Origin of the sequence: Pseudarthrobacter naphthalenicus, from assembly GCF_029076445.1 — a bacterium.
GTDB lineage: Bacteria > Actinomycetota > Actinomycetes > Actinomycetales > Micrococcaceae > Arthrobacter > Arthrobacter naphthalenicus.
In genome coordinates this window covers 81495-95718 of the sequence record NZ_JARESG010000004.1, presented here as the reverse complement: position 1 = coordinate 95718, position 14224 = coordinate 81495, and the positions used below count along the sequence as shown (strand labels likewise).

Below are 14224 nucleotides of genomic sequence, written 5' to 3'. Positions count from 1 at the left end.
CTCTGGAGCCGCGGCCGGGCGCAGTGCTTTAACCCTCCGTTCCGCGCTGGTTCGCCCCGAATCCCGGTGCCAGCAGCAATATGCCGTCTAGAGTGAGGCCTATGAGCAACCCCAGTGACGTACCGCAGCCCCGGGAGCCCGGCGCCCAGCCACCTGCCGGCAACGTTCCTCCCGCGGGCTACGAACCGCCGCAACGTTTCCCTCGCCCGCAGGGGCAGCAGCCCGCGCCGGACCGGCAGGGCCACCAAAAGCCGGCCGGATTCCCGTTCCAAAGGCCCGCCGACGCGCCGCGGAGCTTCAACGAGGTTATGCCCAGAGGCGGTCTTGCCGGCATGTTCACCGTGGCCGGACTCCCCCTCGAACTCAAGGTCTCCTACTGGATCTGGCTCGTCGGCGGCATGCTCGGCGTCCTCGGTAGCTTCTTCGGGCTGCTTGCCACCCTGGCCCTGTTCACCGTCGCCCCGGGACTGGCCGCCCTGCTACTCCTGCTGGTCCTGGTGGCACTCGCCCTGGCCGCGGCTCAGATTGTCCTCGCCCTGAAGATGAAGGACGGCAAGGAGTGGGCCCGCCTGGCGCTGACCATCGTGGCCGCCGTCTCCCTGGTCCTGGCGCTGATCGGCGGCAGCGTGGGCGGCGGCATAGGCAACAACTGGCTTGGGTTCCTGATCAGTGCCGCGGCGACGGTCCTGATGTGGCTTCCCAATTCGCAGGCCTGGTTCACCGCCGTCAGGGGCCGCGCGTAGCCGTCCGTTGCAGGCACCGCGCCCGCCGGCTTCCCGCCTGGCTGGAATACCTCTTTGGAATGACCCGCCGCCACCCGGCCGGAGGGTACGGTTGAAGTAAGCCGTACTGGGGGCAGGGCCAGTGGACTGCACCCAGCAGCCGAACTGACTTCCAACCTGCAAAGGACCGCTCATGAGCACGCCAGTCCCGCCTCCCGTCCCGAACGAGCCTGAGCCCGGCAATCAGCCGCCCGCACCCCGCTATGGCGAGAACAGCCCGCAGCCGGACAACGCTCCGCAGTATGGCCAGAACGCACCACAGTACGGGCAGAACGCACCTCAATACGGCCAGAATGCCCCGCAGTATGGCCAGAACGCGCCGCAGTACGGACAAAATGCGCCCGCTGCACCGCCGTACGGGCAGACCCCGCCGCAGTTCGGCCAGCCCGCTCCCCCGGCCTACGGCCAGCAGCCGTACGGACAGTCCCCCTACGCCCAGTACCCCTCGGAGAAGCCGCAGGCCACCGGGCCCGGCGGCATTCCCCAGCTGGTCAACGTCTCCTTCTGGCTCCTGATCGCTGCCGCCGTGGTGTTCGTCATTTCCATGCTCATGGGGATCTCGATGCTCGATGACCCGGCAACGCGGGCGGCCTTCGACGATGCCATGCGCAGCAGCGGCGCCAACGGCGCTCAGTTCAACTTCGAAGAGTTCAAGAGCGCTCTCGCCGGCATGCTGGTGGTCATCGCCATCCTGGGGGCCGCCATGTACCTGTTGGTAGCTTTCTTCGTCCGGAAGGGTAAAAACTGGGCCAGGGTCCTGGGGACCATCTTCGCCGCCCTGTCCGTATTCAGCCTGTTCCAGGTTCCCAACCTCGGGACTTTGGGGACGCTGGCAGGCATTGCGGCCATCGTCCTGCTGTACCTGCCCACCACTGCTCCTTACTTCCGCAAGCAGCAGCCGTTCACCAACCCCTACGCCACACCGGGCAACCCTTACGGACAGTAGGTCGACGCAGTAACCCGCACCTTACGGGCGTGGACCCCGCGGACCCCGCCAAGCCATTGGCTAGGCGGTCTGGTCCGGGGTCTGCGCCCGTTGTGCGTGGTAGGCCAGGATCTGCAGTTCAGTGGCCATGTCAACCTTCCGCAGGTTGACGCCGTCGGGGACCTGCAGCATGACGGGAGCGAAGCTGAGGATGCTGTGCACGCCGGCTGCCACCACGCGGTCGCAGACCGCCTGGGCCACCGCGGCCGGCAGCGCCAGGACCACCATGTTGGTGCCGGTTCGGCGCAGCACGGTTTCCAGGTCGGCGACGTCGCTCACGCGCAGCCAGCCCACCTCGTTGCCCACCACGAGCTGGTCGGCGTCGAAAATCGCCACCACGTCGAAGCCTCGGGATTCAAAGCCGTCATAGCGGGCCAGGGCCTTGCCCAGGTTGCCGGCCCCCACTATGGCAACTTTCCAGTCGTGGGTGAGGCCCAGGGCAGCGGAGATATGGCGGCTCAGATACTGCACTTCGTAGCCCACACCGCGCGTCCCGTAGGAGCCCACGTAGGACAGGTCCTTGCGCAGGGTGGAGGAACTCACGCCCGACGCTTCCGCCAGGGACTCCGAGGACACCCGCTCCACGCCGTCGGCCAGCAGGGTGTTCAGGGCGCGCAGGTAGATGGTCAGTCTCGCCACCGCAGCGGGCGGAATCTGTTTGGCGATCTCCCCGGCGGGCGCCACTGTTCCGTTTACGGCCCGGGGAGATGAATCCAGCGAACTCACTTTCCCCTCCATTGCCTCGCGTTGTGACTCCACTCTAGATCCCCGCCGCCTCTGCCAACAAAGCCGGCGTCATGCAATGCAATCGGTTGCCTAAACGCGCAGTGCCCGCTGGAGAACGCGTTCCAGGCGGGCTTCGTCGATCTTCCAGAAGTCTCGCTGGACGCCGTCCACCAGCACCACCGGGATTTCCTCGGCGTAGCGCTCACGCAGCTCGGGCAGTTCGTCGACCTGCTGTTCCGTCCACTCAAGTCCCAGTGCAGAGGTAACGCGTTCGACGGCATCGCGCGCCTCTGCGCACAGGTGACAGTCTGCTTTGGTGATGAGGACTACCTCCGGGTTTGCCATGATTCAACCGTACCTTTCCCGGAGGCGGGCCGCGGCGCCTGCCGTCCGGGCGGCGGCTGTTCTGGAATCTGCACTGCCCGGCATTGACTAGACTCATGGACATGCCCCAGGAGAAGTACGTCGCTGTAGTCACCCAGCCTGATGCGGTGATGCAGACCAGCGAAGCGGCCTTCTTCGACGTGGACAACACCCTGATGAAGGGCGCCAGCCTTTTCCATGTCGCCCGCAAGATGCACCAGCGCGGGGCGTTCACGCTGAGGCAGGCGGCCGGCATGGCCTGGAAGCAGTTCAAGTTTGTAGCCCGCGGCGAGAATATGGACGATGTCCATGCCGTTCGGGACTCGGCCCTGACCCTGGCAGTAGGCATCCCCGTGGAGGACATCAAGGCTCTGGGCGAAGAAGTGTACGACGAAATGATCGCCTCCAGGATCTGGCCCGGAACCAAGGCCCTGGCCGAGCAGCACCTGCGCGTGGGACGGCGCGTCTGGCTGGTCACGGCCACCCCCATCGAAGTGGCCACGGTCATCTCCACCCGCCTGGGCCTCACCGGAGCGCTGGGCACTGTTGGCGAGGTGGCCGACGGCCTGTACACCGGCCGGCTGGTGGGCGACATCCTGCACGGCTCGGCCAAGGCTGTGGCTGTCCGGGAGTTGGCCGACACGGAAGGCCTGGACCTCAAGCGGTGCTGGGCCTACAGCGATTCCTACAACGACATCCCGCTGCTGACCCTCGTGGGGCACCCCGTGGCCATCAACCCCGATTCGCGGCTGCGCAGCCACGCCCGTGATCACAACTGGCCGGTCTACGATTTCCGCTCCGGCCGCCGTGCCGCCACGCTTGGCCTGAAGGCGGCAACAGCCGGCGGCGTGGTTTACGGACTCTGGAAGGGTTTCGCCCGCTTCCGCGGCCCCCGCATCTAAGTAGCGCTAAGTGTCGTTTTGGGCGCTCAAAACGACACTTAGCGCTACTTAGATGGGGCCGAACGACAAAAATGCCCGCTGCCGGGAAGGCAACGGGCATTTTCGCGCTTCTTGAAGTATCTCTACTTCTTGTTGCGGCGCTGGTGACGAGTCTTGCGAAGCAGCTTGCGGTGCTTCTTCTTGGCCATACGCTTGCGACGCTTCTTAATAACTGAACCCACGAAAGTTCCTCACAAACTAGATGCAGTACCTGTCTGATGGAAAAGGTCCGTGGACAGAGCTACAGACAAAGACAACTGACAGATTCTTACAATGACGTAAAACGTTCCTTAACAGGGTACCGCTTCTTTGCGGCGGTCACTGACCGCAGCCGTCGAACGGACCGTCACACTGTTCAGGCCGTTTCGGTATGTCCATCCACTACAGCGCCTTTGAGGTACTGTTCGACGGCGCTTTCCGGCACCCGGTACGACCGGCCGAAACGCACCGCGGGCATTTCGCCGGAATGGACCAGGCGGTAGACGGTCATCTTGGAGACGCGCATGACCTCGGCCACTTCGGCCACGGTCAGGAACTTCGCGTTCGAGAAGTTCTGTTCTGCGGACATTTCCCTATTCCTTTGCTGACGGATGACTACTGACCCCAGCTGTGTTCCATTGCGGTGTGCCGATGCTGAGCCATCCACCAACCATGTGATAGATACTCTAGAGGTTGATGGGGCTGTAGTGAAAGTCATCCGGTGTAATCACTGCTCACTGCGGCGTTTCCTGGCGGACGCCGCAAGCTGGTCCAGCACCGCAACCGACACGTCCCAGTCCATGCACGCATCGGTCACACTCTGCCCGTAGACCAGCTCGGACCGGCCCGCGGCGTGCTCGGCAACGTCCAGGTTCTGCGCCCCGCCCACCAGGAAGCTTTCGAGCATGACGCCGGCGATGGCATGTGCGGCCTGCCCGCGGTCTTCGAGCTGGGCACCGATTTCCAGCGCCACCTCAGCCTGCCGGTGATGGCTCTTGCCGCTGTTCGCATGGCTCGCATCGACAATCAGCCGCGGGTTCAGGCCCTTGGCAGCGAGCTTCGCGGAGGCGCTTTCGACGTCGGCTGCCGAGTAGTTCGGCCCTTTCCGTCCGCCGCGGAGGATGACGTGAGCGTCAGGATTTCCAGCCGTGGCCACGAGCGCGGCGTGGCCGTCGCCGTCGATTCCCAGGAAGGCCTGCGCTGCCGCGGCGGCGCCGCAGGCGTCGACCGCCACCTGGAGGTCGCCGTCGGTCCCGTTCTTGAAGCCGATGGGCATGGACAGGCCGGAGGCGAGCTGGCGGTGGATCTGACTTTCGGTGGTGCGGGCACCGATGGCACCCCAGGAGATCAGGTCCGCCATGTACTGCGGGCTGATCGGCTCGAGGAACTCGGTGGCGGTGGGCAGCCCCAGCGCCGTGACCTGCTGCAGGAACTCGCGTGCGGCGCGGAGCCCAACGGCCATGTCGTGGCTGCCGTCCAGCCGCGGATCGTTGATGAGGCCCTTCCAGCCGACCGTGGTGCGGGGCTTTTCGAAGTAGGTCCGCATGACAATCAGCAGGTCCGCTTTATGCTTCTCGGCCTGGCTGACCAGCCGGCGGGCGTACTCGAGGCCGGCTTTGGGGTCATGGATGGAGCAGGGGCCAACGATGACCAGCAGGCGGTCATCCACGCCGTCCATGATGGCGCGGACCTCATCGCGGCCGCGTTCAACGACGTCTGCCACCCGATCATCGAGCGGCAACTCGGCGATGAGTTCCGCCGGCGTGGGCAGCGGCGTGAATTCGCTGACGCGCAGGTTGGATGTGGATTTTGCGGTGGTGGCTGTTGCGGGGCTCATGCTCGGGGTCCTGTTCCAGATAGGAAGCGGGCCCAAATCAGAACCCGCCGGAGAAATGGCGAAGGGCAGAGAATGATCTCTGCCCTGTTGGCTCTGAAGGAAGTTGGATGCGTGTCAGTTAGACGCGGGCTCCTCCAGAGCCAACGAAAAATACGCATACCAACGGTTAGTCATAAGCACACGATAGCCTCAGCCCGCCGCCGTGACAAAACCGCGGCGTAACACTCGTCAGCCAAGGAGCCCGCGGAGGTATTCCAGCTGCCGGATCCAGTGGTGCTCCTGGCCCCCCTCGTGGTTGTTGAACCGGTAGACCTCGATCTCCTTCGGGGCGGCGGAGCGGTCACCGTAGGCGTTGAAGCTGGCAAAGACGGTGGAGGGCGGGCAGACATCATCCATCAGCGCCACCGAGTAGAGCACCGGTACGGTGGCAGCCCGGGCCAGGTTGACCCCGTCGAAATAGTTCAGCACCTCCAGCATCGGCTCATACCGGTCCCGGTGCCGGCCCAGGAAGGCGGCTATTTCCGGGTACGGCCCGCGGAGTGCAAGGTCGATGGACCGCGGGAAGTCCTGCAGAAAGGGGACGTCGGGCAACGCGGCGATGACGCCGTCGAGCCTTCCAGCGGCCAACCCGGCAACCGCCACCGCGATGCCGCCGCCTTGGCTGATTCCGCTCAGGATCACCCGGGCGGCATCAATCTCCGGGTGGGATTGGGCAGCCTCCACCGCGCGGAAGGCGTCGACGTAAACCCGCCGGTAGTAGTAGTCCTCGCGGCTGCCGGCGCCGCGCGTCATGAGTCCGGCATAGGCGACGTCCCCGGCGGACGGGTGGGGGTCCGCAGTGTCGCCGACGATCCCGCCGAAGCCCTGGCCCCGCGTGTCCATGATGAAGTGGGCGTAGCCGGCCTGCGCCCACTTTGTGTCCTGATTGACCAGGCCGCGCCCGCCTGAGTAGCCAACGTAGTGCACAACAACGGGCAGCAGGCTCCCGGGCTCGCGGTTCGCCGGGAGGTGCAGCCAGCCCTTGATGGGCGCGCCGCCGTAGCCGGCGAACGTGACGTCGAAGGTGTCGATGACCGTCAGGTGGTTTTGGGCCGGCTGGAACGAGGCGTCGAGCGGGAACGTTCGCGCCTCCTCGATGGTGGTGTCCCAGAAGTCCTGCAGGTCGGCGGGAGGCGAAACGGTGGAGGTGCAGCCTCGGAGCTTCTCTGGGGGGAGGTCGAAAAGGGGCATCGGTGGCCGGTCCTGTCTCGTCTGGAATACCTGTTGGAGATCCTACGTCAGACAACCGGCTTGGCGTGCGCGGGTGGCCGCGGTCACTAGGCGGCCAGCGGCATTCCGAAGAGTTCCTCGGCCCTTTTGACCAGATGCTCCGGCACGTCCGTTTCCCCGCGGTGTCCGTCACTTCCCAGGAAAACGGCGCACCCGCGTGCGGCTCCGGCCAGATCGAGGCCACGGTCATACGTTAGCTGGGCCGCCCGCACGTTCAGCGGCAGGTCCCGAATCACCCCCTCGGCGTTGAGGTAGACCTGCCAGTCGCCACGCATGACCGACTCAATGTCGCCCTCAACCAGTTCCCGGAGGTTCGTCAGAGTCGCTTCAATGGACTCCACGCGGACTGGTTGTTCAGTGGGGGCGGGGATTATCAGTGCTGTAAATTTGGTGCTCATTTTTTCGTCCTGTTGAGTTAACTGTGCCGGGCGTTCGGATGTTCCCGGCCGCCGCCCGGGGCGTGGGCTCCCGGCCCGCGCGCAAGGAACCCGCAAAAATGGTGGGGAGCGCATGGCCTACAGTGTGGTGAGACCACAGCGAGACCTGCGGCCAGACCGGCCGGCCAGTCGACGGAGGAAGCATGTCCCACACGATTCAGCCGAACAATCCCGAGGCCACCCCGGCGCCGGATGCCACGGATCTTCCTGGCACGGGGGCGCCCGGGCACCCCGCGCCGTCGTCGGCTGAGCGGTCGGTTGTGCCTGCGGCGCTCAAACGCCGCATCCCCAAGTACTCGGACCTCGCCCCGCTGATGCAGTTCAAAAAGCCCGAGTTCAGCCGGGACGCAAAGCTCAAGCGGGCCAGCACCATCTGGGACCTGCGCGACATTGCCAAACGCCGGACCCCGCAGGCCCCGTTCGACTACACCGATGGCGCCGCCGAGGAAGAAATCACCCTGCGCCGCGCCCGCCAGGCCTTCCTGGACATCGAATTCCGGCCGGGCATCCTCCGCAATGTCTCCTCGATCGACCTGACCACCGAGATCCTGGGCAAGCCTTCCCGGCTGCCCGTCGGCATCGCCCCCACCGGCTTCACCCGGATGATGCAGTCCGAAGGCGAATACGCCGGCTCGCAGGCCGCCGAGGCAGCCGGTATTCCCTACACCCTTTCCACCATGGGAACCGCCTCCATCGAGGACGTGGCCGCCGCGGCCCCCAACGGCCGCAACTGGTTCCAGCTCTACCTGTGGACGGACCGGGACCGGTCCCTCGAACTCATTGAGCGCGCCGCCAACGCCGGCAACGACACCCTCATGGTCACCGTGGACACCGCGGTGGCGGGCGCCCGGCTCCGCGACGTCCGCAACGGCATGACCATCCCGCCGGCGCTGACCCTCAAAACCGTGCTGGACGCCTCCTACCGGCCCGCCTGGTGGTTCAACTTCCTCACCCACGAGCCGCTGACCTTCGCCTCACTCTCGCGCTACACAGGGACGGTGGCCGACCTCATCAACTCGATGTTCGACCCCACCCTGACCTTCGAGGATCTTGACTGGCTGCGCGAAACCTGGAAGGGCAAGCTGGTGGTCAAGGGCATCCAGACCGTGGAGGACGCCCGCCGTGTGGTGGACCATGGCGCTGACGGGGTGGTCCTGTCCAACCATGGGGGCCGCCAACTGGACCGGTCCCCCATCCCGTTCCACCTGCTCCCGGAGGTTTCGGCGGCCCTGAAGGCGGACAACTCGGACGCCGCCATCATCCTGGACACCGGCATCATGAGCGGGGCGGACATCGTGGCCGCCTTGGCTCTCGGTGCCGACTTCACCCTGATCGGACGCGCGTACCTTTACGGTCTGATGGCAGGGGGCCGGGCCGGCGTGGACCGCACCCTCGAGATCCTGGAAAAGGACATGGTCCGCACCATGGCCCTGCTCGGCGTCAGCTCCGTTTCAGGGCTCACACAGGACCACGTGCGCCTGCTCACCAAGTAGCCCCGCCCGCCCAACTGGGTAGCGCGAAGTGTCGTTTTGAGCGCCCAAAGCGACAGATAGCGCTACCCAGTTGGGGTTATTTCTTGCGGCCGAATTTGGGGAGGTTCGGCAGGTTCGCCAGCAGGTCCGCGGCCTTTGTCGCGGCGCGGCCCACAGTCCTGCCGATCTGCTGCGGAACCGTGTCGTCGCTGAGCGGGGCAGTTGTGCCGCCGGGAATCACGACGGCGGGGCTGAGTTCGGCGTCCTCGCGTGCCAGTACAGCGGCCACGTCTTCGTTGTCCGGAACGTGAATGCCGGCCGCACCTTCGCCGCGGGCTTCCGCCGGGGGCACCTCAGGTGACGTGGCAGCGGAAGCTGCCCGGCCGACGTCGAACGGTTCCAGCCAGCTGACGATGCCCTCCAACGGTTTGGGATTCAGGGCGTAGTAGCGCTTCTGGCCCTGGGCCCGCATGCTGACCAGCTGCGCCTCGCGGAGGACTTTCAGGTGCTTGGAAATGGTGGGCTGGCTGGCGGAGAGCTCCTCCACAAGCTCCCCCACTGCTTTGTCCCCTGCGCGAAGGGATACCAAAATGTCGCGTCGGGTTGCTTCCGCAATGACGGCAAATACGTCGTCTGTCACCATGCCTCCCACCCTAGCGACATATACGCCGCAAGGCATCCACTATTTCCTCCGCAGGGCTCTGTCGAACCGGGCCGAGGAGGAGTAGGTTGCTCGGATGGAAGATACATATCAGGTTGTGGTGGTGGGTGCCGGGTTCGCAGGGCTGGCGGTTGCCAAGAAACTGGGCCGCAAGGGCGTTCGGGTGCTGCTGATCGATGCCAACAACTATCACCAGTTCCAACCGCTCCTGTACCAGGTGGCGACCTCCCAGATCGGCGTCTCGGCCATCGCCCGCCCGTTGCGGTCCATTTTCCACCGCAACCGGCACGTTCGGGTTCTGACGGCGCACGTGGCGTCTGTCGATGCAGCCAACCGAACGGTCACTACCGCCGACGGCGACACCTTCAAGGCGCAGGTGCTGGTCATCGCGGTGGGGGCCACGCCGAACTTCTTCAACACCCCTGGCGCCGAGGAACTTGCCCTCCCGCTGTACTCGGTGGTCGATGCGACCCGGCTGAGCGCCCGGCTGACCAGCCTGTTGGACCAGACCGACCGGGAAACCGGTGCTCCCCTGGATGTGGTGGTGGTGGGCGGCGGACCGACGGGTGTAGAAACGGCCGGCGCCATGGCAGAAAACGTGAAGTTCGTGGTGCCGAAGTACTTTTCGCCGGAACTCGCAGCCCGGTGCCGTGTCCACCTGGTGGATATGCTGCCGACTGTTCTGAACGCGTTTTCGGAGAAGTCGCAGGACTACACGCGGCGGCGCCTGACGAAGATCGGCGTCCAGCTGCACCTGGGCGTGAGCGTTGCCGAGGTCAGCGAGGACGGCGTGACGCTGGTGGACGGAACCACCATTCCGGGCCGTGTGGTGGTGTGGGCCGGAGGGCTGAAAGCGGGCGACATCATCACCGCCTCCGGACTGGCCCAGGGCCGGGGAGGGCGGATCGACGTCCAGCCGGACCTGACCGCAAAGGATGCCGAGGGCGTCTATGTGCTGGGAGACGCAGCCAACATCACTGATGCCAAGGGCGCGAAACTCCCCCAGTTGGGCTCAGTTGCGCAGCAGGCAGGAAAGTGGGCGGCCAAGAACATCTACGCCGACCTTACGGGCGGGACGCGCCGCCCCTTCGAGTACGTGGACAAGGGCTACATGGCGATGATCGGCCGGGGCGCGGCGGTGGCTGAAATTGGCCGCAAACGGATCCAGCTGCAGGGTTCGCTGGCGTTCGTGTCGTGGCTTCTGGTGCACCTCGCCCTGCTCTCGGGTTTCCAGCAGAAGGTCCGGGCGCTGTTCTCCTGGCTCAACGGATACATCATCCACAGCCCCGCACAGGTGGTGGTCGGCCGGCCGGAGTGACGGCCCGCGGGAAGGTCAGGAGTCAGTCAAACCAGGGGTCAAGGCCGTGGAACGGGAAAACCGCTTTGCGGGTGGCCATGACGGTCCGGTCGACGGCGTCATTGGGGTCGAACCCGACTTCCCAGGACCGCCACCAGAGCTCAACGTCGTCACCCATGAGTTCAGGGGCATCCCGCCCAAATTTCGCCAGGACGTAGGCGCGCCAGTCGTTGGGCACCTCGGTGCGCAGCGGGACGGGCCGGCCCGCTGCGATGGCGATGAGGTGACTCCAGGAGCGGGGCACCACGTCCGTGACGCTGTAGCCGCCACCGCCGGTGGCGATCCAGCGTCCACCGCAGTGCCGGGCGGCCAGGTTTCCGATGGCGGTGGCCGCCTCGCGCTGGCCGTCAACGCTGATGTTCAGGTGGGCCAGAGGGTCGTGGCGGTGTGAATCGCAGCCGTGCTGGCTGATGATGACCTCGGGCTGAAATGCCCCTATGAGCTGAGGGACCACGGCGTGGAAGGCACGCAGCCAGCCGGCGTCCCCCGTCCCGGACGGCAAGGCAACGTTCGCAGCGCTTCCCTCCGCGTGCGGCCCCCCGGTCTCGTTGGCGAAGCCTGTCCCCGGGAAAAGCGTGAGTCCGCTTTCGTGCAACGAGATGGTCAGGACCCGGGGGTCATCCCAGAAGATACTTTCCGTTCCGTCACCGTGATGGGCGTCGACGTCGATGTACGCCACCCGCGCGATGCCGCCGTCCAGCAGCCTCTGGATGGCCACTGCAGAATCGTTGTAGATGCAAAAACCGCTGGCCCGTTCGCGGGCCGCGTGGTGCATGCCGCCGCCGAAATTCACGGCGTGCAGGGCGGAACCGTCCAGGATCATAGTGGCCGCGAGAAGCGACCCGCCCGCGATCCTGGCGGCGGCCTCGTGCATGCCGGCGAAAGCGGGGTCGTCCTCGGTCCCAAGGCCCCGGGCCTCATCGGGTGACGCAGGATCCGCGCTGACCCGGCGGACTGCCGCCACAAACTCGGGCGAGTGCACCGTCTGCAGTTCGGCGTCCGTTGCCACCTCCGGGGCCACCACGGCCACATGGGCCAGGTCCAACAGGCCGAGGCTCTTGGCCAGCCTGGCCGTCAGATCCATCCGTTCAGGCGCCATGGGGTGGCCGGGACCAAAGTTGTAGGCAGTCATGGCCGAACTCCACGCCACCATCGTTGGCGGCGCGGGCTGGCTGAGACCGGGCAGGTATGTCATCAATCACAGGCTACCCGAGGTCGCCACCGCTGCGGCCCCGTCATTACACAGTCATTAGTGGTTTACTACTGAGGGAAACAGTTTCTACCGAGGAAAAGCCACCCATGACGGAACGCCAGTCCAGGCCACGGATCCCGGCCAGCTGGCACCCAGCGGACCCGGAGCGCGAAGGCCTCTGGATTTTCACCCGGCTGCGGGACTTCATTGACGACATCGCCAATACTTCGCCGGCCCGGCTTGCCCTGACCGCGTTCGCCGCGGTCTGCCTCGTGTTCACGTTCCTCCTCATGATGCCCTTCTCTTCCGCAGACGGCACGGCCACTCCCATCCACCAGGCCATGTTCACCGCGGTGTCGGCCGTGTGCGTCACCGGCCTGACGGTCGTTTCGACGGCGGCGCACTGGTCCTTCGTTGGCCAACTGGTGATTCTCGTGGGCATCTTCGTGGGTGGCTTGGGCACGTTGACGCTGGCTTCACTTCTCGCGCTCATGGTGAGCAAGAAACTGGGTGTGCGCGGCAAGCTCATCGCCCAGGAAGCCATGAACAACGCGGGCCGCCTCGGCGAGGTGGGTACGCTCCTGCGGATCGTCATCGCCACCTCGGTGGTGATCGAGGGCACCCTGGCGCTGGCATTGATCCCGCGTTTCATGATCCTGGGCGAACCCTTCTGGCAGGCAGTGTGGCATGGGGTCTTCTACTCAATTTCGTCCTTCAACAACGCCGGGTTCACGCCGCACTCGGACGGCATCGTCCCCTATGAGACCGATCTGTGGATCCTGATCCCGCTGATGCTGGGCGTCTTCCTCGGCAGCCTGGGCTTCCCGGTGGTGATGGTGCTGCAGCAGAACGGGCTCAACTGGAAAAAGTGGAACCTGCACACCAAGCTGACCATCCAGGTGTCCTTCATCCTGCTGGGCGCCGGGGCTGTGCTGTGGGGCCTGATGGAATGGGACAACGTGCGCACCATCGGGCCCATGGACCTGGGTGACAAGATCACACATTCCCTGTTCGCTTCGGTCATGACAAGATCCGGTGGCTTCAACCTGGTGGAACAAAACCACATGGAATCCACCACCATGCTGCTCTCGGATGCGCTCATGTTCGCCGGCGGCGGCTCCGCCTCCACAGCCGGCGGCATCAAGGTGACCACCATCGCGGTAATGTTCCTGGCCATCGTTGCCGAAGCCCGGGGCGATGCGGACGTCAAGGTGTACGGCCGCACCATTCCCCAGGGCGCCATGCGGGTGGCCATCTCCGTCATCGTGGCCGGGGCAACCCTGGTTTCCGTGTCCGCGTTCCTGCTTCTGCACATCAGCGGTGCGTCCCTGGACCGGGTGCTGTTTGAAACGATTTCAGCCTTTGCCACCGTGGGACTGAGCACCAACCTCAGTGCCGAACTGCCGCCGTCGGGCGTCTATGTCCTGACCGCGCTGATGTTCGCGGGCCGCGTTGGCACTGTTACCCTCGCGGCCGGACTGGCCCTGCGCCAGCGCAGCCAGCTTTACCACTACCCGGAAGAGAGGCCCATCATTGGCTAATTCCTCAGGCGTCCCCAACCGCCCCGCCCACAACGCGCCGGTGCTGGTGATCGGCTTGGGCCGTTTCGGCTCGTCCACGGCCGAGCAGCTCGTGAAACAGGGCCGCGAGGTCCTGGCGATCGAACGTGACCGGACGCTGGTGCAGAAGTGGGCGCCGCTCCTGACCCATGTGGTGGAAGCGGACGCAACCAACATCGACGCGCTGCGCCAGCTCGGCGCGCAGGAGTTCAGCTCTGCCGTGGTGGGCGTGGGAACATCCATCGAGTCCTCGGTGCTGATCACCGTCAACCTGGTGGACCTGGGCATCGAGCACCTCTGGGTCAAGGCCATCACGCCCTCGCACGGGAAAATCCTCACCCGGATCGGCGCCAACCACGTGATCTACCCCGAGGCCGACGCCGGCGTCCGGGCAGCGCACCTGGTCTCGGGACGCATGCTGGACTTCATTGAGTTCGACGACGACTTCGCGATTGTCAAAATGTACCCGCCCCGCGAGACGGTGGGTTTCACCCTCGATGAGTCCCAGGTGCGGTCCAAATACGGTGTGACGATTGTGGGTGTGAAGTCCCCCGGCGAGGACTTCACCTACGCCCGCCCGGAAACGAAGGTGTCCGCGCGCGACATGCTGATCGTCTCGGGACACGTGGACCTGCTGGAACGGTTCGCCGCGCGGCCATAGCCA

Annotated in this window: 16 protein-coding genes; 7 read left to right on the top strand and 9 right to left on the bottom strand. The window is 65.5% G+C overall.

What is annotated here, in order from left to right:
- Nucleotides 1-101: 101 nt before the first annotated feature.
- Together PY310_RS05490 and PY310_RS05485 are read left to right on the top strand one after the other, a co-directional pair.
- Entirely contained in the window at nt 102-743 is a 642-nt protein-coding gene (locus PY310_RS05490; protein WP_275213255.1) for a hypothetical protein, read from the top strand.
- Nucleotides 744-915: 172 nt separating this feature from the next.
- Nucleotides 916-1728: a Yip1 family protein gene (locus PY310_RS05485; protein ID WP_275213254.1), complete on the top strand. Its 813-nt coding sequence runs from the start codon at nt 916-918 to the stop codon at nt 1726-1728.
- A 60-nt stretch (nt 1729-1788) separates the two neighbouring features.
- Here the strand turns inward: PY310_RS05485 and PY310_RS05480 are convergent, their stop codons facing one another.
- Both PY310_RS05480 and PY310_RS05475 read right to left on the bottom strand, forming a co-directional pair.
- On the bottom strand, nt 1789-2493 hold the full coding sequence (locus PY310_RS05480) for a redox-sensing transcriptional repressor Rex (protein WP_275213253.1): 705 nt from the start codon (nt 2491-2493) through the stop codon (nt 1789-1791).
- A gap of 90 nt (nt 2494-2583) precedes the next feature.
- Nucleotides 2584-2838 carry a glutaredoxin family protein gene (locus tag PY310_RS05475; protein WP_275213252.1) on the bottom strand — a complete coding sequence of 85 codons (255 nt, stop codon included), beginning with the start codon at nt 2836-2838 and terminating at the stop codon, nt 2584-2586.
- A gap of 101 nt (nt 2839-2939) precedes the next feature.
- On the opposite strand from PY310_RS05475, the gene PY310_RS05470 reads away from it, so the two are divergent.
- The gene (locus PY310_RS05470) at nt 2940-3758 is read left to right on the top strand and encodes an HAD family hydrolase (protein WP_275213251.1); all 819 of its coding nucleotides are present in this window, start codon (nt 2940-2942) and stop codon (nt 3756-3758) included.
- A 122-nt stretch (nt 3759-3880) separates the two neighbouring features.
- On the opposite strand, the gene PY310_RS05465 is transcribed toward PY310_RS05470, so the two are convergent.
- The 5 genes from PY310_RS05465 to PY310_RS05445 all read right to left on the bottom strand — a co-directional run bounded on the left by PY310_RS05465 (nt 3881) and on the right by PY310_RS05445 (nt 7280).
- Entirely contained in the window at nt 3881-3979 is a 99-nt protein-coding gene (locus PY310_RS05465; RefSeq protein ID WP_003792170.1) for a 30S ribosomal protein bS22, read from the bottom strand.
- Nucleotides 3980-4152: 173 nt separating this feature from the next.
- A complete protein-coding gene (locus tag PY310_RS05460; protein WP_190987656.1) occupies nt 4153-4365 on the bottom strand; it encodes a helix-turn-helix domain-containing protein in 213 nt (70 codons plus the stop codon).
- A gap of 138 nt (nt 4366-4503) precedes the next feature.
- Nucleotides 4504-5613, bottom strand: coding sequence for a 3-deoxy-7-phosphoheptulonate synthase (locus PY310_RS05455; RefSeq protein ID WP_275213250.1), 1110 nt, complete (start codon nt 5611-5613; stop codon nt 4504-4506).
- 228 nt (nt 5614-5841) lie between these two features.
- Nucleotides 5842-6843, bottom strand: coding sequence for an acetylxylan esterase (locus tag PY310_RS05450; protein WP_275213248.1), 1002 nt, complete (start codon nt 6841-6843; stop codon nt 5842-5844).
- An 86-nt stretch (nt 6844-6929) separates the two neighbouring features.
- The gene (locus tag PY310_RS05445) at nt 6930-7280 is read right to left on the bottom strand and encodes a DUF3846 domain-containing protein (protein ID WP_275213247.1); all 351 of its coding nucleotides are present in this window, start codon (nt 7278-7280) and stop codon (nt 6930-6932) included.
- A gap of 182 nt (nt 7281-7462) precedes the next feature.
- Here PY310_RS05445 and PY310_RS05440 point away from each other — a divergent pair, with 182 nt between their 5' ends.
- Entirely contained in the window at nt 7463-8812 is a 1350-nt protein-coding gene (locus PY310_RS05440; RefSeq protein WP_275213246.1) for an alpha-hydroxy acid oxidase, read from the top strand.
- 76 nt (nt 8813-8888) lie between these two features.
- Here the strand turns inward: PY310_RS05440 and PY310_RS05435 are convergent, their stop codons facing one another.
- Entirely contained in the window at nt 8889-9434 is a 546-nt protein-coding gene (locus PY310_RS05435) for an ArsR/SmtB family transcription factor (RefSeq protein WP_275213245.1), read from the bottom strand.
- 94 nt (nt 9435-9528) lie between these two features.
- Here PY310_RS05435 and PY310_RS05430 point away from each other — a divergent pair, with 94 nt between their 5' ends.
- A complete protein-coding gene (locus PY310_RS05430) occupies nt 9529-10770 on the top strand; it encodes an NAD(P)/FAD-dependent oxidoreductase (protein ID WP_275213243.1) in 1242 nt (413 codons plus the stop codon).
- A gap of 22 nt (nt 10771-10792) precedes the next feature.
- Here PY310_RS05430 and PY310_RS05425 read toward each other — a convergent pair whose 3' ends face one another.
- Nucleotides 10793-12004: an acetoin utilization protein AcuC gene (locus PY310_RS05425; protein WP_275213241.1), complete on the bottom strand. Its 1212-nt coding sequence runs from the start codon at nt 12002-12004 to the stop codon at nt 10793-10795.
- 104 nt (nt 12005-12108) lie between these two features.
- Here PY310_RS05425 and PY310_RS05420 point away from each other — a divergent pair, with 104 nt between their 5' ends.
- Together PY310_RS05420 and PY310_RS05415 are read left to right on the top strand one after the other, a co-directional pair.
- Nucleotides 12109-13542, top strand: coding sequence for a TrkH family potassium uptake protein (locus tag PY310_RS05420; RefSeq protein ID WP_275213240.1), 1434 nt, complete (start codon nt 12109-12111; stop codon nt 13540-13542).
- Nucleotides 13543-13582: 40 nt separating this feature from the next.
- A complete protein-coding gene (locus PY310_RS05415) occupies nt 13583-14221 on the top strand; it encodes a potassium channel family protein (RefSeq protein ID WP_275213474.1) in 639 nt (212 codons plus the stop codon).
- Nucleotides 14222-14224 lie beyond the last annotated feature (3 nt).